8 protein-coding genes and 1 pseudogene are annotated in these 22,496 nt (G+C 67.2%); 6 read left to right on the forward strand and 3 right to left on the reverse strand.

Annotated features, from left to right (window positions below):
- Positions 1 to 133: 133 nt before the first annotated feature.
- Positions 134 to 6,169 (reverse strand): LamG-like jellyroll fold domain-containing protein, encoded by a 6,036-nt coding sequence (locus ACZ6TI_RS43315; protein WP_465351117.1) that lies wholly within the window; start codon positions 6,167 to 6,169, stop codon positions 134 to 136.
- A 282-nt stretch (positions 6,170 to 6,451) separates the two neighbouring features.
- On the opposite strand from ACZ6TI_RS43315, the gene ACZ6TI_RS43320 reads away from it, so the two are divergent.
- Entirely contained in the window at positions 6,452 to 13,552 is a 7,101-nt protein-coding gene (locus tag ACZ6TI_RS43320; protein ID WP_465351118.1) for a polymorphic toxin-type HINT domain-containing protein, read from the forward strand.
- Positions 13,552 to 14,094 (forward strand): hypothetical protein, encoded by a 543-nt coding sequence (locus tag ACZ6TI_RS43325; protein WP_465351119.1) that lies wholly within the window; start codon positions 13,552 to 13,554, stop codon positions 14,092 to 14,094. The genes ACZ6TI_RS43320 and ACZ6TI_RS43325 overlap by 1 nt, the downstream gene beginning before the upstream one ends.
- Here the strand turns inward: ACZ6TI_RS43325 and ACZ6TI_RS43330 are convergent.
- Positions 14,042 to 14,467: pseudogene (locus tag ACZ6TI_RS43330) on the reverse strand (transposase); the annotation flags it as partial. The gene ACZ6TI_RS43325 and the pseudogene ACZ6TI_RS43330 sit on opposite strands and share 53 nt — an antisense overlap.
- 759 nt (positions 14,468 to 15,226) lie before the next feature.
- On the opposite strand from ACZ6TI_RS43330, the gene ACZ6TI_RS43335 reads away from it, so the two are divergent.
- Positions 15,227 to 16,090 carry a hypothetical protein gene (locus ACZ6TI_RS43335; protein WP_465351120.1) on the forward strand — a complete coding sequence of 288 codons (864 nt, stop codon included), beginning with the start codon at positions 15,227 to 15,229 and terminating at the stop codon, positions 16,088 to 16,090.
- Between the two features lie 1,277 nt (positions 16,091 to 17,367).
- On the opposite strand, the gene ACZ6TI_RS43340 is transcribed toward ACZ6TI_RS43335, so the two are convergent.
- Positions 17,368 to 18,495, reverse strand: coding sequence for a hypothetical protein (locus ACZ6TI_RS43340; RefSeq protein WP_465351121.1), 1,128 nt, complete (start codon positions 18,493 to 18,495; stop codon positions 17,368 to 17,370).
- An 88-nt stretch (positions 18,496 to 18,583) separates the two neighbouring features.
- Between ACZ6TI_RS43340 and ACZ6TI_RS43345 the strand changes: the two genes are divergently transcribed.
- From ACZ6TI_RS43345 to ACZ6TI_RS43355, 3 genes are all read left to right on the forward strand, one after another.
- Positions 18,584 to 19,030: a hypothetical protein gene (locus ACZ6TI_RS43345; RefSeq protein ID WP_465351122.1), complete on the forward strand. Its 447-nt coding sequence runs from the start codon at positions 18,584 to 18,586 to the stop codon at positions 19,028 to 19,030.
- A gap of 17 nt (positions 19,031 to 19,047) precedes the next feature.
- Positions 19,048 to 19,539, forward strand: a complete 492-nt coding sequence (locus tag ACZ6TI_RS43350; protein WP_465351123.1) for a hypothetical protein — start codon at positions 19,048 to 19,050, stop codon at positions 19,537 to 19,539.
- Positions 19,540 to 19,808: 269 nt separating this feature from the next.
- Entirely contained in the window at positions 19,809 to 22,472 is a 2,664-nt protein-coding gene (locus tag ACZ6TI_RS43355; RefSeq protein ID WP_465351124.1) for an AAA family ATPase, read from the forward strand.
- Positions 22,473 to 22,496: the final 24 nt, after the last annotated feature.

Consider the following 22,496-nt stretch of genomic DNA (forward strand, 5'->3'; position numbering starts at 1 on the left):
GATTCCGTTCCGTGCGCCGCAGCGTGCTGGTGAGCGCGGTGCATCGCGTGCCAGTCGCCTTCGGGCGCCTGAAGTCGGATGACATCCACTGGCTGTGTGTGGCAGGTTGCGCGGTGGGCCGTCGGTAGGGGCATCAGAGGGAGTTGAGAGAGCTGATGGTGTCGGGGCTGATGGTTCCTTGGTAGACGCGGACGGCGTCGATGTCGCCGGGGAACCAGTCGGCGTGGGCGCCGTTGCGGCGGGTGCGGCCGACGGTGAAGCTGCCGGTGGCATTCCATGGTGTGGCGGCGTATGGCGTGGGGGTTGTGGCCTCACCGTTGACGTAGAGCGTGATGGTGGCTGCGGTGGCGTCGTGGACGGCGGCGAGGTGGGTCCAGGTGTTCAGTGCGGTGGCTGGTGGTGGGGAGTCGGTGTGGGTGGTCGTGGTGGTGGCCTGGTCGGTGTCTGCGCTGATGAATCGCCAGCAACCGCAGGGCTGGTTCCACTGGACCATGAAGCGGCCGGTGGTGGTGCCGTCTTGGCTGATGGCGGTGTAGGTGGCGTCCGTGCGGGTGAGCCGTACCCAGGCCGCGACGGTGAAGGACTGGTCGGTGCGCAGCAGTGGGCGGGAGGTGACGGCGGCGTCGGTGCCGTTCAGGCGTAGCGCGCCGATGTCCCAGTCGGTGTGCCCGGGGTAGGTGTAGGCGGCGGCTCCGGTGAAGGTGCCGTGGTTGTTCTCGGGACTGGTGTCCTGGGCGACGGCGGGGTTGCTGTCGTCTTCGAACTCCCAGTCGGCGACGGGGGTGGCTGCGGCTTCTGCGGCGCGTTCGGCGTCGTTGGTGGCCCGTGCCCAGATCTTGACGTCGGCGATGTCGCCGGCGAACCAGGTGCCGTCGCTGCGTCCGATCCAGGCGGGTCCGTCGGGGTCGTTGAACGGGTTGACCTGCTCGATGGAGGTGTCCGCTACGCCGTCGATGGACAGTGTCAGGGTTTTCAGGTCGGCGTCGTAGGTGGCGGCGAGGTGGGTCCAGAGGCCGGTCCGGGCGGGGGTGGAGGAGGCGGCGTCGCGCCAGATGACGGTGCTGCCGGCGGCGGCGGAGGGCATCTGTGCGACCCACCGGTCGGTGGCTTTCTGGTAGCGCAAGTACAGCGAGGCGAAGCCGTCGGCCTCCCGGGTGAACACGGTGCGGTCGCTGGACTTGTCAGTCAGCCGTGCCCACGCCGAGACGGTGAAGCTTTGCACGGTGTTGGTTTTCAGGTCGGTGTCGGCGTAGCTGCTGGTGCCGTTGAAGGCGCCTGCGTTGCGGCCGGTGATCCGGCCGTCTTCCCAACCCACTTCGTGCAGGGCGGCGTCGTGGGTGGTGCGGTCGGGTCCGGTGCCGTAGCCGGTGTCCTCGGCGGTCCCGCCGGTGCCTTCGCCGAACTTCCACACCGCCACGGGTTCGGCGTCGGGCTCGGTGCCGCCGGAGGGGTCTTCGGTGACCCAGTCGGCCGGGTCGGCGTCGAGTAGGTACTGCTGGGCGAGTGTCTGGTAGTAGAGGTCGTTCGGCACGTGCGTGCTGCCACTGTCGTAGAGGTAGTCCTCCAGGACGGTGCTGGAGACGTGGTCGCTGTCGGCGGATACTGCCGCCGCGAAGTTGATCGCCCCGTCGGCGTGGCCCTGGAGGTAGTCTCCGCCGTCGGTTCCCAGGATGTAGTCGTTCACCTGCCGGCGGGCGGTCTCCCGCACTGCGCTGGCCGTGGTGGCGAACGGTGGCAGGGTCGCCACGTAAACCTTCAGCGCTCCGGTGTCCGTCGGCAGCGTGACATTCGGGTCGCCGGCGTCGTCGGCGCGGAAGTGACGCAGTTGGGTGGCCAGGGCGACGAGCTTCGTTCTGACCGGGGCGGCGCAGGCTTCCGCGGTGGTGGCGGTGCAGGCGAGCAGGTCGCTGGAGCCGGCCGAGATGAGCACGGAGCGCACGTTGCTCTGGTTCAGGATCGCCCGGTCGACGGTGGCGATGGCGGTCTCGGGCAGGTCGGTGTTGTTGACCGGCAGTTTGGCCCTGTTGCCGAAGCTGGTGCTGCCCAGGTTGAGCACGCCGAACGGCACGGTGTTCCCGGTCTGTTCGGCTGCGGAGAGGGCCTCGGCGAGGCGGCTGTCGAGTTGGCTGCGGGCGTCGCTGCTGGCGGTGTCGGCGTTGACTGTGTGGTCGCCGAAGAGCGCGACCGCGCCTGCGGGGTTGGTTGCCGGGGTGGTGACGTCGATGCCGGACAGGAACGGCGGCCCGAGGATGGTCGATTGGCTGAAGTTGGTGCCGGCGCGCTCGCCGGTGTGGTCGACGTTGTCGGCGGCGGTCACGTAGATGCGGGTGCGTCCGCTGTCGTGGCCGGCCAGGGTGGTCAGGTTGCCGTGAACTTTGACACTGACCAGGGCGATCGCCCGGTCCGGCGCGGCGAGTGCGATGGGATCGCTGAGCACGTCGGCGCCGATCGGCAGGGTGATGGCGCGGGCGCCGCCGAAGGTGACCGGGACCGGGGCCGCGGCCGCGGTGGCGCCGCCGGCGCCGGGATCCTGCAGGGCGATGGACGCCGCATCGAAGATGACCGGGCTCCGGCCGAGGCTGTTGGCCAGGCGAACCCGCATCTGGTGGCCGCCGCCGGTGCCGATGCTGAGCTGGACCGGGATGCGTACGGTCTGGTTGTTGAGGGTGGCGTCCACGCTGGCGCCTGAGCTGGGCTGAGCTTTGACGGCGGTGGTGTCCTGGGCGGCTGCCCAGCTACCTACCCAGCGGGTCACCGTGCTGGCGTTGCTGGTGGCGGAGGTGGGCCGGATGCCGAGGCCGAAGAAGTGCAACGACGGGGTCGCGGCCGCGATGGCATTGGTGACCAGTGGCAGGGAGATGCTGGTGATCGGGACGCCGGGGCATCGCAAGGGCACGCTGATCGCGAAGACGCTGACCGGCACTCCCTCTTGGGTGGCGTTGCTCTTGTTGCGGCGCGGGAACGTCAGCACCGTTTCACCGGGCGGGGTGGCGGCCCAGTCCGCGACGGCGTCCAGGGTGTAGGGCTGGCTGCTGAGGTCGCAGCCGGCGCCGTAGTTGATGGTTCCGGTGGCGCCGTCGGTGATCCGGTTGGCGGCGAATCCGGCGAACACGACGGCGTTGCCCTTGTTGACGACGCCGCTGCTGGGAACGGTGATGATCTGTCCGGAGGACAGCATGTTGTCGGGTGCGCCGGTGCCGAAGGCGGCGGGTAGTTTGATCGCCGCCCCGTTCACGGTGACGGTGCTTCCCGGTGTCCATCCGGCGGCGCGCAGGTCGGCCGCTTCGAAGCTCGTGCCGCTGCCGGTGGCGTCGGCGGGGGTCACGACCGGGGTGGTGCCGGCGGTGTAGGTGCTGATCGCCGTGTTGTTGAAGCAGGCTGTGGTGTTGTTGATCGCGCAGCTGGGCACCGGCGCGAGGCGGAACACGTCGATCCCGGCCTGGTAGCCGGTGGACGCGGTGTTCTTGCCGGTCACGTCGAGGGTGACTCGGTGTACTCCTTGCGGCAGGGTCCGGGGGTTGCCGCTGCTGTCTTTGATGACACCGAAGTTGACGAACCGGGTGGAGGTGCGGGCACTGTAGGCGTCGAGGCCGGTGATCAGCACCTTCTCGGCAGAGGTGCCTTTGTCCAGGGTGAGGGTGTAGGTGCCGTAGTCGGCGGCGGTGGTCAGGTTCGCGCCGAGCTCCCACGGGCCGGCGGCGGGCAGGTTGACAGCGAAGGTGGCGCTGTCACCCACGGCGACTTTGCTGGTGGTCGAGGTGTTGGCCAGCACCGCCTGGGATCCGCTGGTGAAGTAATAGCCCGGCCCGCTGGCCTGGGCGATCAGGCGGCCGGTGCGGCTGGTGGTGGTGGCTGCCGGGACCACGGTGGTGGTGCCGTCGGCGTTGGTGTCGGTCCAGCCGTTGATCATCTTGTCGCCGGTGGCGTAGGTCGGTGTGCTCCGGCCGGCGTGGAACGTGTAGAGGGTCTGTGGTGATGTGGATCCGGCCTGGTCGACGGCCTTTGCGGCGATCTTGTGGGCGCCGGCGGTGCCGGGCGCGAAGGTGACCCCGGCGGAGCCGTTGATTACGAGCGGACCGGTGCCGTTGGCGTTGTCGGCCTGGGCGAAGTAGACGACGCCGGGCTGGATCACGGTGTTCGCGGTCCAGGTGGTTCGTCCGGGGGTCGAGTAGACGACATTGCTCAGGTCGCCGTCGAGGGTGAACAGGTAGCCGTTGACGTTGTTGGTGCGGTCGTTGGTCAGTTCGAAGACGCCCCGATCCGTGTAGCCGCCGCCGAGCTGCCCGGACGGGAACTGGGTGGATTTGATCTGAGGTGCCTTTGGCACGAGGGTGTCGACGGTGAAGGTCTGGGTGGCGGAGTAGACGCCGCCCCAGATGCCGGAGGCGTTCTTGATGGCCGCCTTCCAGGTGTAGGTGCCGTCCGGCAGCCCGGAGTTCACCCGCCACGCGCTGCCGTTGAGGTTGTAGTCGTTCACCGGGCCGTTGCCGGACAGGATCTTGGTTCCTGCGGCGTTGAAAACCCCGTAGGCGATCTGGACATTCTCCTGGTGACCGTTGACTTTGGGTGTGAAGCCCTGGGCGGACAGGGTCGGGTTGCGGGTGGTGGTGAGGATGCGGCCCTGGTCGACGACCGACGGGGTGATCCTCGGGTTGCCGGTCTTGTTGATGAACTGCGGTTTGTAGCTGTACCGCACGGACAGGGTGGCGCCCCCGCCGTAGCCGAGCTGTTTCCAGGACAGCCGGTCGGACTCGTTGCGGGCCTGCACGACGAAGGTCGCATGGCTCGCCTTCCTGGCGGCGACCGTCTTGACGAAGCTGATGACGTTGAAGTTGAGGCTCGCGGGGCTGACCCGTTCGTTCGTGCTGCCGCAGTCCACCTCACGCCCCCACGCGGTGGCCAGGACTCCGGTCGTCTTGGCCGGCTGCTTGCCCCAGTTCAGGCCGGACGACTTCCAACTGCTGGGCACCCCGACCCCGTACACCACGGCGGCGGTGTTGTCGCAGGAGGCAGCCCACCGCTCGACCACGTACAGGTTGGCTTCGAAGATCTGCGCGCCTTTGATGCCCGCGGTGTTCATCTGGTAGTAGGTGCGGGCCTTCTCGGCGTCGCCGTTGGGCCAGTTGTCGTATCCGATGCGTGCGCTGGTCGCGCCGGTCTTGGAGGTGGAGTTGTAGACGTCCCATCCGTTGTCCGAGATACGTGCCCAGTTCAGCTGCGACTTGCCGGGTGATCCGGACCAGTACGGGTCCACGTACACGGGGAATGTCGTGGTCGGTGCGGTCAGCAGGTCCCGGTCCAGGCTGAGCCGTTGCCGGCCTGCGCTGACGTCGATCTCCACTTCGGCCAGATTGCGGCCCGGCCGCCGGGCCGTCGGGATCGCGTCCGCGCCGGCCGGTGCCCGGGCCGCGTCGGTGTCCGGGGTGCTGTCCCACATGAACGCGGTGTCGGTGTGGAAGACCTGCCTGCCGTTGGTGATGTCGACGGCCTCCGCGCCGCCGTTGCCGGTTCCGCCGATCCGCACATTGGTGCCGGTGAGGCCGAAGTCGATGGTCTGTACCTGCGGGTTCATCGCCGCTGCGCGGGTCTTCACCACGAACACTGACGAGAAGCCGTCGGGATCGGCGGTGATCTGCAGGTCGACGTCCGGGAACACCTCCCGGTAGGTGGCGGTGTCGCCGCGCACCTCCGGCGCGGGCAGAGGGCTCGGCCATGTGAACGTGAGTTCGCGGGTTCCATCCTTGAGGGACAGCAGCCGGGTACTGCGGTCGCCGGAGACCGTCAGCCCGGCCGTCGCCGCCCGCGGCCGGTAGCCGCCGGTAGCGGGGATCAAGGTGGGGTCGATCGACACCCACGTGTCGCCCTGCTTCACGCGCCGCGGACTGGACGAGTGGACGGTGGTGAGGGTGCCGTCCGGATTGGCCGAGGTCGTCGAGTACTCGTCGGTCAGCCGCGGCACAGGAGTCTGCTGACCCTCGGCCTTGGCCTGCCTGATCGCGGCACCGACCGGGTCGGCCGGTGGTTCGGCAAGGGACCGGGCGGGCGGTGCCGGTGTCTGCGCAACGGCCGCCGGCGCCGGAGCGGCCACGGCGAGCAGGCCCGTGGCGAGTGCGGTGATCACGGTGGTCGTCGCCGACAGGCGGCGCCGGTACGGCGGGATTGACACCATCGTGGCTCGGGGCTCCTTCACGGGGGATCGTGGCGACGTCAGCCGCGAACGCGAGCGGGCGGTCATTGTCAGCCGCCGGAGCCTGCGACTTCGACCCTGCAGGCCAGCCGAGCGCAGAGTGTGGGTTCAATCACATAGAGGAATATCGACGTCTAACGTCCTTTGTAGATCAAAGCGTGACAGCGTGCCGGGCCAGGTGGACCGTACGCTGAGCGCGCCGGTCCGGAAATCGTCCGGCATGGATCAACGGCGCTGCCGCGCACGCGGAGAGGGCGGGAGCTCATGCTGTCCACCATCGTTCGGGAATCTCGGTTGCTGACCCGATGGCGGCGCCTCGCCGTGCTGCCGGTCGTCGCCGTCTTGGCCGCCGGCGGGCTCATGGTCCAGCAGCCCGCGACGGCGGCACCGGCCGATCCGAAGTTCCCCGAGCCGCCCACGCTCGCCGCCGTAGAACTCTCCGACGCGCGGCCAGCCCGGCAGGTACCACCGATCCGGCCGTACGCGAAGTTCGATCCCGCCGGACAGGCGGCCCTGCCCGGCGCGCAGCAGGCCACCGTGTCCATCACCGCTGCTGGCGCACTCGACGGGCGGGCCGCAGCGACCTGGACTAGGGCCGGATCCTCACCGATCGCCCTGTCCCAGGCCGGTGCCGGAGTCACCCCGCGACAGGTCCAGGTGTCGACCGCCGACCAGCAGATCGCCCGGGCCGCCGGAGTGCGCGGCGTGCTGTTCAGTCTCCAATCCGCGGCTGGCGGCGCCGGGACCGTCGGCGTCGACGTCGACGACTCGACCTTCCGGCACGCCTACGGCGGTGACTACGCCGCGCGGCTGCGCCTGGTCCGGCTGCCCGCCTGCGCCCTCACCACGCCGCATCTGCCCCGCTGCCAGACGCAGACGCCGCTGCCCACCGACGCGACGACGCCGCTCACCGGTGAGGTCGATGTCCCAGCGGCGGGCGCGACGGTGCTCGCGGCGACCTCAGATGCCACCGGATCGGCGGGCGACTACACCGCGACCAGCCTCTCGCCCGGTGGGACCTGGTCGGCAGGAGGAAACACGGGCGCGTTCACCTACAGCTATCCCATCGCCGTGCCACCGCCGATCGGCGGTGTCGCCCCGACGTTCGCGCTCAGTTACGACTCGGCCTCCCAGGACGCGCGGACGGTCGGCACCAACAGTCAGTCCTCCTGGATCGGCGACGGCTGGAGCTCCACCGACAACTACGTCGAACGGACCTACCGGCCGTGCATCGAGGTCGACGGCTCCGGCGCGCCGGCGCTGAGTGGTGATCTGTGCTGGGGAGGCCAGATCCTCACCTTGTCCCTCAACGGCCAGTCCGCCCCGATCGTCTACGACGACGATTCCCATACCTACCGGATGGCCGACGACAGCTCGACGACCAAGATCGAGACTTTGTCCGGCGCTGTTAATGGGACGAGAAACGGTGAGTACTTCCGCGTCACCGAGAACGGGGTGCAGTACTACTTCGGACTCAACCGGCTGCCCGGCTGGTCCGCCAACGCCGAGGAGACCAAGTCCGCATGGACCGTGCCGGTGTACAAGGCGCACGCCGGGGTCAGCGCCTGTCCGGACGGCGCCTTCGCCGGTACCGCCTGTTCGCTGGGCTACCGCTTCAACCTGGACTACGTCGTCGACCTCAACGCCAACGCGATGGCGTACTACTACGACACCGAGGCCGGCCACTACGGCGCCGGCACGGGCAACACCGCCGTGCAGTACACCCGCGGCGGCACCCTCAAGCGCATCGACTACGGCATCACACCGTCGACGGTATACACGGCGACCGCTCCGGAGCAGGTCGAATTCACCACCACCCAACGTTGCCTGCCCGACGCGACGACGGGTAACCGCTGCGCTGACGACCAGTTCAACCTCGTGCACCCGGAGTACTGGCCCGACGTCCCCGTCGACCTGAACTGCGTCAAGGACGTCACGAACTGCACGATCCACGCCCCGAGCTTCTGGTCTCGCAAGCGGCTCACCTCAATCACCACTAAGATCCAGGCCGGCGGTAGCACCAAGCTGGTCGACCGCTACGACCTCACGCACACCTTTCCCGACGGCGGCGACCACGCACCAACCCTGTGGCTCGAGACGATCCGACGGACCGGGCTGTCACGACTCGGCGAGGCCACCACGGACACCCCGAACCCGCCGGTGACCTTCAACCCCGTTCAGCTCGCCAACCGGGTCCGCACCGACCTGCCCCGCATGTTCCACAACCGCATCGACAACATCGTCTCCGAGTTCGGTGCAAAAACCACCATCGCGTACACCACCCCGCAGTGCCCCGGCCTGCCGGCCAGCGATCCCAGCGACGAGAACGACACCCAAGCGCAGCAGTTCGCCGCCGCCAACGTCACCGGCTGCTTCCCGGTCTACTGGACCCCGGAAGCCCAGCCCCGACCGCTGATCGACTGGTTCTACACCCACCCCGTCCGCGCGGTCACCACCATCGACCAGCACAACCGATACCAGGACGGCAGCGAGCCGAAACTGGTCACCGAGTACACCTACAAGGGCGAACCCGGCTGGCATTACGACGACAACGAAGTCGTCAAGAAGCGCTACCGCACCTGGGGCCAATTCCGCGGCTATCCCGAAGTGCACGTCAGCACCGGTGACCCCGCCGTCTTCCACTTCACCGACGGCAGCCCCGTCAACGACCAGAAGACCCTGACCAAGTCCTTCCACTTCCTCGGCATGAACGGCGACACCCTGCCCGGCGGCCGTGTCCGCAGCGTGCCGGCGCTCACCAGCCACGACGACGCCGTCACGGTGACGGTCCCTGATCACAACGCGTACGCGGGACGGGCCTTCGAGTCGCTCACCTACGCCGGGAACGCCGGAACCGTCGACAACGCCACCGTCACCGTCCCGACGATCATCGGCCCGACCGCCACCCGGAGCCGCCCCGGCCTGCCCGCACTCACCGCGCAGATGGTGCGGACCGCCAAGTCACTCACCCGGCAAGCGGTGTCGTATGGCTGGCGCCGCACCGAGACCAGCGCCTTCTTCAACACCACCCTCGGCCAGAGCACCACGGGGATGCTCACGCAAGTCGCCGACCGCGGCGAGACCAGCGCGACCGGCAACAAAACGCGATGCGCCCTGACCCGCTACCTGGACGGCGCGGCGGCCACGCTGGTCGTCGAGGCTGAGGTGATCACCACCGATCAGGACTGCACCAGCAACGGCGCCAGCCCGTCCGGAACCCTGATCTCGCACGTCCGCACCTCGTTCGATGGGAACCCGTTCGCCCGCAACGGCGACGGACAAACCAACCCGGCCCGCCCGGCCAAGGGCAACCCGACGCTGCTTCAACAGGCGTCCACGGCATCAGGTGCCACAGCCACCGCCTTTGTCGACATGGCCTCCACCACCTATGACACCTACGGCCGGGTCACCGCCGCGACCCGCACCCCCCGCTCGAAAGCACTCGACGGGACCACCAGCATCGCCCAGAGCATCTACACCAGATACACGCCACTGTCCGGCGCGCTCCCTAGCAGGATCGACACCGTCACGCAGGTCACTCCCGGCGCGAGTTGCTCCACCGCCGCCGCCTCGACCAAGGACTGCCACCTCGCCACGGTCTCCATGGAACAGGCGCGGCAGCTACCCGTCACCGAGACCGACGCCGCTGGAGCGAAGACCTCCCTCACCTACGACGCACTCGGCCGGCTCACCGCGGTGTGGCTTCCCAACAAGAACAAGGCCGCCGGCGCCGAAGCAAATGTTCTGTACGGCTACAGGCTCTCCTCGACTGCCCCGAACGTGGTCACCGTCAGAACTCTGCTCGAGAGGCAACAGGTCGGGGACCCGCCCGCCTATGCCGTAAGCAAGGTGCTCTCCGACGCCATGCTGCGGGAACTCGAAACACAGCGGACCGGTGAGGACGCCAAGACGGTCGTCTCGAACACCCAGTACGACTCGCACGGCCGAACCGTCATCACCAACAACGCCTACGCCGTGACCGCGAACCCGTCCGACGCGCTCGTGTCCGATCACCTTTCGCAGGTCTCCGTGCCGTCCTCCACCGTCACCGACTACGACGCGATGGGCCGCGCCACTCAGATCACCGAGCAACACAACAACAGGCTCGCCTGGCGCACCCGCATGGCGTATACCGGCGACACCACCACCGTCATCCCCCCGGCTGGTGCCGTCACCACAACACAGTCGACGAATGCCCGCGATCAGCTCACCCGCGTGCAGCACTACACGGCGCCGCCGACAGTCGGCGGCAACAGATCCACCGGCTACACGGTCAGTGGCGGAGAAAGCCAACCCATCACCTACGACTTCAACGCGGCCGGTCAGCAGACCGTCGTCACCGGCCCGAACGGCACGAAGTGGGAAGACAGGTACGACCTGTCTGGCCGCGTCACCACCCACATCGACCCGGACACCGGCACCAGCCTCACCAGGTACGACGACGCGGGCAACGTCATCGCCACGAGGGACAACCGCGGCAACTATCTGGACTTCACCTACGACCTGCTGGGCCGCAAGCTCACCGCCACGAACAGAGCCCAAGCCTTCAAATACGCCTCCTGGACATACGACACCCTGCGCATCGGCAAGCCGACCTCCTCGACCCGCCACGTCCACGACGCGGTCGGCGGGTACACCATCGCGGTCACCGGATACTCGACCCTCGGCAACCCGCTCGGGCAGACGATCACCCTGCCCACCATCGAGGACCCACTACCGCGGTCGTACACCACGTCCTACACCTACACCCCCAACACCGAGATGCCGTCCCAGCAGACCGATGAGGCAATCGGCGGGCTCGGCGGTGAAATGATCACCTACAGCCACACCCCGCTCGGCGCCCCCACCAAGACGTCAGGCGCCCAGCTCTACGCGTCGGGCACCGTCTACACCGCCTTCGGGCACCCTTCCGTCGTCAGGACGGGGGCCAGCACCAACCAGGCAGAGATCCACTACGCCTATGACGCACACACCCAGCGACTGACCGAGCGCACCCTGCACCGCAGCGAAGGCGTCGGAACGCTGGCAGCAGACCAGACGACCTACACCTACGACGCGGCCGGCAATCCCCTCTCGGTGACCAACAAGCAGTCGGAGACCGGTAACACCGTCACCGACAGCCAGTGTTACCGGTACAACACCCTCGCCAGGCTCACCGAAGCATGGACCAGCAGCGGCGATTGCCCGGACGCCGGAACACTCCGACCCGACCCGGCCTTGGTGGCCTCCGGCGCCGGTTCGTACTGGCAGTCCTTCGCCTACGACCTCGTCGGCAACCGAACCCAGCAAGTCGACCACCCCGCCGCCGACACACCCGGCAGCACCACCACCTACGTCAACGGCTGCACCACCGACTGCAACCCCCGCACCGGACCCCAACCCGACACCCTGAGCGCCACCACAGGCGGTCCACAACCGTCAACCTTCCGCTACGACGTCGCCGGGAACCTGACCTCCCGCACCCCCACCGGCGGAACCGGCACGGGACAGACACTGACCTGGGACGCCGAAGGCCACCTCACCGAGGTCGCCACCACCGGCGCCAACCCGTCGGTCACCACCTACCTGTACGACGCCGGCGGCAACCAGCTGATCCGCCGCGACCCCGGCCGCACCACGCTGTTCGCCGGCGACACCCAGATCGTCGTCAACACCGCCGCCGACCCCGACGTCGTGCTCGGAGCGGTTCGCACCTACAACCACGGCGCAAGCGGCCCGGCCATCGCCGTGCGGTCCACCCTCCCCGGCGGCGGCAACCACTACCTGCTCAACGACCCGCACGGCACTGCCAGCCTGGCCATGGACACCAGCACCCAAACCCTGTCCCGCCAGCAGTACAAGCCATATGGCGAACCACGCACCACCGCCAACCCCACCCTGTGGCCCGACCCGACACGCGGCTATCTCGGCGCCCCCAAGGACACACACACCGGATACACCAACCTCGGCGCCCGCAAGTACGACCCGGCGCTCGGCAGATTCATCAGCGCCGACCCGCTTCTCGTCAGCACCGACCCCAACCAGCTCGGCGGCTACACCTACGCCGCAGACAACCCCATCAGCAAAGCCGACCCCAGCGGAATGATCCCCCTTTACGGCGACGAGAAGCCCGGTCATTCCGGCCGAAGTCCTCAGCCCGGTCAGACCGACCCGATCCACGCGAAGCAGGGTGAACGCCACCGCGCCAAATACGAACCCATCATCAGCAAGGCCGTCAGAGACGGCATCAACAGCCGCGGCGGCCTGCGGACGAGAGAGTTCAGCAACGAGAACCTTCGCGAGTTCGCGTTACGGAGCAGCCAGAACTGGGTGTACCTGTGCACCAACTTCGGCGACGGGGACTCGGAAAGCTGCGAGCGGAGCAACCCCGCTAAGAAGGCGAGCACGACCGAGGTACTGCTCCTCGGCGGAGCGCTCGTCGCCGCAATCGCGCTCCCCGTCTGCATCGTCATGCCGTACCTCTGTCTCGCTGCGGCCGTGGAGCTTGCCGAAGGCGAGGCCGCGTTTGCCGGCACCGGCAGCCTCATCGGTGCCACCGGAGTCGCCACCGGAGTGGGCGCCATCGGCAGGGCCTGCAGCTTCAGCGGTGACACCGAAGTCCTCATGGCCGACGGCACCACCAAACCGATCAACCAGATCGAACCAGGCGACGAGGTCTACGCCACTGACCCGGAAACGTCCGAAAGTGGCGGCCGGACGGTCGCCGCGACCTACCCACACGATGACGACCTCGTCGACCTGAAACTCGATTCCGGTACCGTCACCACCACCGAGGATCACCCATTCTGGAACGTCACCGACCATCGCTGGGAACGGGCCGACGCCCTGGATCGCGGTGACCGCGTCGCAACACCGACAGGCACCACCAGCGTCGATCAACCTCTAACCGCGACGACTCACCGCGCAGCCGCCTACGACATCACCGTCGACGACCTCCACACGTACTATGTGCTCGCTGGCAACACCCCGGTCCTCGTACACAACAAATGCGAGACTTTCGCGAACCTGATGCCAGGGGCGCTGGCCGGAGAAATGGCTGCTGCGGAACGCCTCGGCGTCACGGCCGCTAGGCCGGGCACTGCTTCCTTTGACGCTGCGGTATCGGGCGGCACGGTTAAGTGGGCAGTACTTGAAGATGGAAGCCTCATGGTTCAGCCAAAATTCGTGAACGGCCATGAAATATCGCATGCCGTGTTGAGCCGCGGATCACCCGTTCGCGCAGCGGGGGAGGCCGAGATCGCAGGATCATCCTCTTCGGGCTACTTTGGTTTAGATATCAACAACCACAGCGGGCACTTCCGGCCATCGGCGGACAGCTTGCAGGTCGGTCGTGATGCGTTCGAGCGGGCGGGGGTTGGATTCTAGTGATCGATCTCGACGAGCTGACCGCGCTCAATCTCGGTGACTTCGCTGCGCTCCTTGCTGAGCAGGCGCCTAGCTGGACCGGCGTCCTCCCTGATCAGTGGCTCTCTATGCTCGAACTGTTCACATCACGGCTAGCGTCTGCTGATCGCCGGTCCGTGGCGCGAGATCTCTCGCTGCTGCGTCGGGCATATGAAGCTCTGATTTCGGCGGCCTATGACGGCGGTGCGATAGACGGGCGCGAAAGGATTTTGCGCATGGTCAATCTGCTCGCGGCTTTGGCTGGAAGTTCAGACTCTGATGCAGACGCTGACGAGTTGGCTGCGCAGGCCAAGCGGCTCGCTCTCAAAAACATTCCTATGTCGTTTGTGACTGCTCAGGTTAGCGCGCGAGACTGGCGTGCGTTGCCAATGGACGAAATCCGAGATCTGCGATATGCAAAGAACCTGTTGAGGCCGCTCGAGCCGATCGTGGATCGCGGCCGCAGCGGAATCAATTCCACGACGGTCGATGCTTGGCTGGATCTGTTGCCGTCCCTTCCGTAGTTGCGATGTGGCGTTTACGGCCGTTGATATTCTTCCCGGCGTCGTAGCCGCGGCTGGACCGCGTGACCGTCTCGGCACCGCGTAAGGACCGGGAGTCGACCAGCGCGGCAGTCGGTTGCGCGTCGTGGCCCTCGACCTGCCGGCGGACCTGTTCGCGCAGACTGTTGTGGATGCGGGTCAGGGTGCCGTCAGCGGTCCAGGTCTTGAAGTAGTGATAGACGAGCTTGTGGTGTGGGAAGTCGGCGGGCAGCGCGTCCCACTGGCAGCTGGTCCGGTCGAGGTAGCGGATCGCGTCGACGACGTCGCGGCGCGGGTAGACGATCGGGCGGCCGCGGCCGGTCCCAGCGGGCACATGCGGAGCGAGGATTACCCACTCGGCGTCGCTGGTATCGGACGGGGTAGTGCCCGGGGCCGGGCGGTGGGCAGGTGATCAGCGAGAGTGGCCGGGGTGGTCGATGCGGCGGTCCCGGCGACCAGGTATACAGACAGGGATTGGCCTTCGGAGCTCGAGCTGCTGGCTAGTCACTGTTGCTCGTACCGAAGGCCCTTCCTCATGTCACGCCACCACGCCGGACGGTCGATCTTCACCCTGGCCGCCGATCATCCAAAACCCCTTATTTTACCAGGGTTTTAGTGCTTCGGCGTACACGTCGGTGAAGGGGTGCGCGTCGTGGGGGTCGTGGTCGGAGTCTTCGGGCACGACGAGTCGGCCGTGAGGGGTGCGGTGGATCGGGACGTTGAGTTTGCCGGACTTCGCCCAGTTGTGGGCGGTGCGCCGGGATACCGTTGCACGGCGCAACCCGTACCATCGTCGCCGCAGCTACCGCCGCACGGCGCCTTGAACGGCCCCGGTGGACGATGCGCGGCACCTCGTGACCGGATTGCTGAAGGTCGAAGGGCGTCCGCGGCCAGTGAATGAAGCCTTGGTCCGCGGGCGACCATTTGCCCGCAACGTAGGGCTGGCCATGTGCGTCGGCGTAACTCTGCTTGTCGCCGCACTCCAGGACCGGCTGTCGGCTGACGGGCAGCCGTCGGCGCGCCGAACCGGGTACGACCAGCAAGGTGAAGGTTCCTCTTGTCTGGGAGAGCACCGCGCCACGCCGTAGCTCCCCGGACGGTGTCGTGGATCGGGATGCGGTCGAAGTCGGCCGGGTCGACGAACCGCACCTCGGTGGACTCGTCGCTGACGGCGATGGTGCCGCCGGGTAACCGGCGCATCACCTGCGCCGTCGCCGGCAAAGGCACCTTCGTGCACCCCGACGCCTTCGACCTCCTGCGCGATGGAGTCCTACAGGAGCCGATCGACGACCCCGAACTCAGACGCCGGGTCGCCGCCTACCTCACCGACCAGCAGGCCATCACCATCCGCTACCACCAGGTCCGCACCCTCGACGAGAAGAACACCGCCCTGCAAGACCTGCTCGACCACGCCGACACCCACGGCCCGCTCATCGACGAAGTGATCAAATCCCAGGCCGACCACGGCAACTTCGCCAAGCCACCCGCCATCGCGGCAGTCACCAGCGACGACGAGCCGCCGGCCGCGCCCGCCAAGCGGCGCAGCAGCCGCACCCGCGAAACCCAAGCAGTAGCCCCACCAGCCGGCGACCAGGCTGGTTCAAAACTGCTCTACAGAATCAAGAGAAGCGGCCCGGCCGTAGCCGGGCCGCGCGCACGCGCTACAGGCCTACGGCCCCGCGCGCACGCCCACCAAAGCCGAACCGCCAACATGCCACCCTTGACGGGCCAGCACGATAACGAGCGATGGCCCATGCATTCGATAGATGGCCTTCGATGCATGACCACAGCTGACGGCAACGGTGACGGCAACCCGAGCGGACAGCCGCGCGCCCGCACACACACCGGTCACTCTCCGTATTGCCGGTCGGCTCCGCGGTTTGCCGCTCTTGCCGTCGCTATTCTGCACTCAACCCATCACTCAAATCCTTATGAAGCTGCTCCTGATACGCCCTCGTGTCAGACCAGGTTTCGCTGAAGTGAACGATTTCCTTGGCTTGGCCAAGATTTCCGGTCGAGCAGGGGCGGCAGGTGCGAATCAAGGAATCGCTCCGAACTCGGCTTAACACGCCGCTCGTCATCCCGAATCGGGTGTCGTGGCGGCAACGGAACACAGCTAAGACGGTCGGGAGAACCCGTTTGAGGGAACCAGTGCGGCAAAACCGCAGGTGGGATGACTGTGAAGTGACCAGCAGGACGTGGTTGCTAGCGACACCTTTACTCGGCTGAGTATACTTTTCAGCGACCTGGTAAAACGTTGTTAGCACGTCGCTGGGCCCTCTAAATGCTGGGGGTCAAGGGGTCGCAGGTTCAAATCCTGTCAGCCCGACTTTGTGAAAGGCCAGCTCAGCTGGCCTTTTTCATTTCCGTACGTGAATCCTCCTGGATCACCGCGACACGCATTTTTGCCCGAACGCGCGTACGGTTTGCCGAGTTGCCGTCGATCGCTCCCTTCCTTCTGGCCTGCGGGGGAGTGCGGCGCCGGGTCTTCGCGTCAGGGCAGGGCCTCCCGAAGGAGGCGTTGACCAGGTATTTCTTTCCATGATGTGCCCGGCCTTCGGCCTGTGGTTGCGACCTTGAGTATCGCGGTCGTTCGATGTCCACTCTGGATGATCGTGACACCTCACTGACACGAACGTCCGTACGGTGATCTTTGCCCGAGTGTCGAGGCGCAGGCGGCTAGGGGTGGGCCCTATGGCGGCGGCTCGAACCGTGTACAGGCAAGGTGCAGGTCGCTGTTGCGGTTGTAATCCACGGTGACACGCGAGCGGATCTGCTAGCCTGCCTCGCTAGTTGTTCACGTCGCTGGATCGTCGTCTCCAGTTCGGTCGCTTGATCTCCTTCGAGGTCCCGGCCGGGCCAAGGCTCCACCCGTCACAGATCGACGGGTGCCCTGCAGGAGCGTGAGTCGGCGACGCGCCACACACCCTGGACGGCCACCCGGCCGAGGAGGGACAGGTGGGGAGACGGTGCCGTGTCGGACCGGGTCCTGGCCCTGCTGCTGACCATAGTGGTGAGCAGTCAGAGCCGAGGAGAACTTCCATGGCGCTCGTTTCCACATCTCCCGTCGAGCTTGATTTCGCGGACGAGTCGGACATCGTTGATCACCAGTTGATTGGCGCGCGGCTGCGCCCACCCGCGTCGACGGCGGTGATCGCCAAGAGCGTCGCGGCCGGCACAGCCGCGGGGCTGAGCGAGGAACTCGCTGAGGCGCTTGCTCACGCCGCCGCCGACCAGCAGGGTCTCCGGCGGGCTCTACGCGTGCCGAAGGTCCAGCGGTTCGGCACGGACGAGTTCACGTACGTCGAGTTCGACGTCGTCACGTGGCGGATCGTGCCGTCGCCGGACAACATCCGATTCGAGGGCGAGCACGCCCGCGGCGCGATCAACATGCCGAGGGTTCGGGGCGTTGGAGGGGCAGCCGCTACTGACCTTCGAGATGGACTCGGCCGAGGAGGTGATCCTCCAGATGGCGCCGAGGATCGCCGACATGGCCGCGTTCAACCCGCACGTCGCGTCCATCCAGGACCGCGGCATCGAGACCCGGGATGGCTGAGTATCCTGCGGCTGACCACCGACCTTGGGCCGGTGACCGTCCTGGAGTCCACAGACGGGTTCGGCCGTACCGTCGCAGCTCATCAGGGACTCGGGATCACTTTCAAGGACGCGGTCTGGAACCTGCGGCCGGGAAGCCGTCGCGGGCTCACTCTGCACCGCAACTTGGCCGAGTGGGCCGACAGCGAGGACGTCACCGAAGATCAGGCCCGCAAGGTCCGCTGCTCGATCATGCCCAACGCCCGGGTCATCATCGACTTCAACGCCTCGCACGATTACGACCGAGCCCGCCGGCGGTTCGTGGCGCACCTGCACATGGCACCGCCGATGAACTTCACCACCGCGACCACGCTCAACGCCAAGGCCAACGCCGCGGTCGACAAGCTTTACCACCGCGACCAGTTGCCGGCCGTCGGGGAGATGACCGCCGAGGAGATCCGCGACATCCTCGACGGCACCGACCGCGACCACGGTCTCCTCGACGACGAACTTGCGGTCCTGGCCTGTGGAGCACTGAATCCCCAGGCGAACACGCGACAGGCGCGCGCGGTCAACGAGGCGATCATCGACCTCACGGGCGCACGGCCGAGGGTCGACGACCGCACGCAACTCGCGGCCGAGGTCGCCCTTCGCGGCTTCCCGGCGGACAAACGGCTCACGGCGCTGCGTTCCGCGCTCGAACGGGCGTGGCGATGGTCGGCCCTGCGTAGCGTCGAGCTGTCCCGCTCGGGGCCGCTCGACCTCCTGGCCGAAGCGGAAGACGAACTCGACGATGTGGACGGCGTCGGCCCGGCCACCGCAGAGCTTGCGACGCTCGCCAGCTACCACCTGGTCGCGGCGAAGACTCAGCTGCTGACCCGCTCCGAGTTCGGTGGGCGTGGGAGCAACACCGAGGCCCCAGCAGATCCTCCGGCAATTGACGAGGTCCGAGGGCGGCCTCCGCCAGTTGTGCCAGGTCGTGCTCGACGGCCGGGCGGGTCGCGACCCGCAGGAGTTGCCCGACGGGACAACGCCCAAGAACAGGCGCTTCCTGCGGGCCGAGAAGCTGACCGCGTGTCGGCTGCGGGAGCTCGCGCAGATCTCCGGCGAGCAGAGCGTCACGCACGAGAGCCCCGAGGACCTGTTCGCCGCCGCGATCGCGGAGTTCCGCGAGCACCTCGAGGAGTTGCACGCCGCGGCGATCGACGTGAACGAGGTCGTCGACAACGAGGGCCTGCCTTTGGTCGACACCAAAGGCTATGACGACCCCGAGATGAAGCACATGTTCACCGCGGTCTCCGAGTTCGTCTCGGAGTGGCGACTGGCGCGGCGCCGCGCCAGTCGGATGCGGGCTGATCTGGACGGCAGCGGGGACGAGGAGTGACCCGCCGAGGGCGGGCGTTGAGCCCAGAGGCGTATGACACTGCATGCGACCTCGCCGGACCAGATCTTCTGCGTCGGGTACCGGCGGCTGCGACGCTGCTGCAGATCGTCGAGGAGAAGCTGTGGTCGGAGTTCGTGACGGCCGTCTACATCGCGGCCGACTCGAACAACGCCATCCGATACGTCGGGAGCGCGGTCCGGTCCGGGCTGGCCGGCGTGGACGACCGTATCCAGGAGCATGTACGGACCGGTCGGGCCGCACGCTGGACCCGCCTGATGGTGGTGCCGCTGATCCCGGATACCGAGGTGAGTCTCGTTCGCGGATCGAAGGACGCGTCGGCGCGGTGCTGCGGCCGTTGGACACGATGCGACTGCCGGCCTTCAGGGGCGGACGACCAGCGGGCTCCAGGACGATTCGGTAACGGAACGTGCGAGAGGTTGGCCTCGTCCTTGACCGGTGCGGCCGACCACCCGGCCGAGCCGGAACGTCTCGGCGGATTGGAGACGTAGTCGAGCTGATGGTCCGGTGAGGCTTCATCCGGTTGGCGCCTGATCGCCCGTATGGGTGAGTGTCGTCCTTCCTTTCAGGTCACTGAGCGTAGGGTGTCGAGCCGGACGCTCAGACGGCGGCGAATGATCACGGAACGAGTGCTTTGACGTCAGCAACGACACCAACGGAGAGCGGCCGGGCGGCATCGCTGGCGGGCGCGAAGCACGGACCCGCGCGATTCTGGGCTGTCGACCTCCATGTCCACACGCCGGCCTCGGGTGATGTCGACGTGCACACCTACGGCGCGAGCGAGCCCCGAGAGATCGTCGACGCGGCAATCGCCGCTGGACTCCACGCGATCGCCGTCACCGACCACAACACGGCCGGCTGGTGCGAGAGGATGGCCGAGGCCGCCCGCGACACAAACCTTGTAGTGCTGCCCGGTCTGGAGCTCAGCACAGCCGAAGGGCATCTCCTCGCTATCTGGGAGGAGGGCACCCCGGCGCAGCACCTCGAGGACTTGCTCGTCGAACTCGGCGTTCTCCGCGCCGACCACGGCGACCTGCACAAGGCCCTAGGCAAGGGCTTCGCCGACACCGCGAAGATCATTGTCGCGCGGGGCGGCCTGGCGATCCCGGCGCACGCCGACCGGGAGAAGGGCCTGCTCCGCCTCGCCGTCGCCGACCGGATCAACCAGACCCTGCTCGACGACGCCATCGGCGCAGTCGAGATCGTCGACCTCACCGAGGCCGACAAGCTCAAGGCACGGGTCGACGGCCGGCGCGAACTCGCGGTCGTCCGTAGCTCCGACACAACTGCCCCAGGCGCGAGCTGGCATGTCCTGCACGGCATCGGCCACCGCCGGACCTGGATCAAGGCATCACGGCCCGACCTGTGCGGCCTGCAGCACGCGCTGGCCGATCCTGCTCTGCGGGTCCGACTAGACGAACCGAAAGCGCCGGAGCACACGGTGATCGAGTCGGTGACCGTGACCGGCGGGTTCCTCGACGGGCAGCAGTTTCAGTTCTCGTGCGACCTCAACTGCCTGCTCGGCGGGACCGGCGCCGGCAAGTCGCTGCTGATCGAACTGGTGCGGTTCGCCCTCGACCAGCAGACCGACACCGGCGACTTCCCGCAGGTCCGCAAGGAGGTCGACTCCCGGCTCAAGTACGCACTCACCTCCGGGTCGACGGTCGAGGTCGTGCTCACCCGCGGCCACGCGCGGTGCCTCGTGCGCCGGGCGTATTTCGAGGACGGTTCCACCCAGCCGGAATTCATCGGCGACACCGAGCAGCTGACCGGCCTGTCCGGCCGGATCGCGATCACCGAGTTTTCGCAGAGCGAGGTGATCGAGTACGCCCGGACGCCGGTCGGCCGTATGGCGCTCATCGACGCCGCGCTCGACCTGACCGAGTTCGAGATCCGGGAAACGGACGCGGTCGGCCGGCTCGACGACAACGGCCGGCTCATCGGCTCGCTCGAGTCCAAGATCGCGCAGGTCCACGCCAGGTTGGAGACCCTTCCCGACGTCGAGATGCGGTTGGCGGAACTGTCTGGCCTGTTCGACGGCGAGACCATCAAGATGCAGGGGAGGTGGAGCGCGGAGAAGGCCCTCTTCGAGTCGGTCGTCGGCATCCCCGAGCTGAAGGTCACCGCCCGGATGGATGGTGGGGACAAGTTTCGGGGCTCGGCCTCTATCGTCGACAACCAGGATCTTTACCAGCGGGCGCATGCGGCGTACTCGCAGTTGCGCGAGGTGATCGAGGCGGCCAACGCGCAGCTGGCCCAGGTCCTGCTGGTGGTGAACAAGGAACTGGTGGCCATCCGGCAGGAGTGGCTCGAGCGGTACCAGACGTTCGACCGGGAACTGGCCGAAGCGGTCAGCCGCATCGACGTCGACAACAAGGGCCTCGCCGCGCTGCGCACCCGGCTCGTCGAACTCCAGACCGAGAAGGCGAAACTCGACGCGCAGCAGACCGAGCTCAATGAAGAGCTCGTACCGAACCTGGCCACGGCCACGTCGTACCGGGAAGAGTTGATCGCCGAGCTCACCGAGGCGCGCAAGGCGCGACGGAAGCGGCGTGAGGACCGGATAAAGGCGCTCAACAAGCTGATGGGCGGCATCGTCCGGATCAAGGTGCTCTCCGAGAACGATGACTCGGCCTACCTGGCCGACCTCACGGCCATCGCCAAGGGCTCCCGGCTGCGCGCCCCGGTCCTCCAGTTGATCTGCGAGAAGACCCTTCCGGTGAAATTGGTCCGCTCGTTCCTCGCCGATGATGTCGACGGCGTGTGCACCGCCACCGGCGCCGAGCGCAAGCATGTCGAGACCCTGTTCGAGCACGTTCGCGAGAAGGGCGCCATCGAGGACTTCCTGCGGGTGCAGACCCTCGATCTGCACGATGGTCTCTCGGTCGAGTTCCGCAAGCACGCCCAACGACGGCTACGTGCCGATCGAACGACTCGCCCACGGCCAGAAGTGCACCGCGATCCTCATCATCGCCCTCGCCGACGGCACCGACCCGCTGATCATCGACCAGCCCGAGGACGCGCTGCACGCCCCGTGGATCGAGGAATACCTCGTGGCAAAACTTCGCGACCTGCGCGGCGGCCGGCAGTACATCTTCGCCACACGCAGCCCCGGCCTCGTCGTCTCCGCCGACGCCGAAATGATCATCACCCTCACTTCGGACGCGAAAAACGGCGTCGTCGAGGCCACCGGTTCCCTGGAACGTCACGACCTCAACGCACTGACGCTTTATCACCTCGAAGGCGGCCCGGTGCCCTTCAAACGCCGGACCGTCAAGCTCGGCTCGTCGATGAACTAGCGTTCGGCGATCCTGCTCGGGCGCCCATCCAGCACAGATTTGTGTTGGGGCGCCCTCACCGCGAGGAAAGCTATGTGTTCGATCCTCGGCGTTGCGGCTGGACCACACGAACGAGTGAGTCCTGAGCTTTGGTTTGTGTACCGGCGGGT

Source organism: Actinoplanes sp. NPDC051388 (assembly GCF_055586225.1).

Bases quoted from the DNA above. Each gene is read 5' to 3' on its own strand.
- ACZ6TI_RS43335 (WP_465351120.1), top strand. From the start codon at position 15,227: ATGCGGTCGAAGTCGGCCGGGTCGACGAACCGCACCTCGGTGGACTCG.
- ACZ6TI_RS43315 (WP_465351117.1), bottom strand. From the start codon at position 6,169: ATGGTGTCAATCCCGCCGTACCGGCGCCGCCTGTCGGCGACGACCACC.
- ACZ6TI_RS43320 (WP_465351118.1), top strand. From the start codon at position 6,452: ATGCTGTCCACCATCGTTCGGGAATCTCGGTTGCTGACCCGATGGCGG.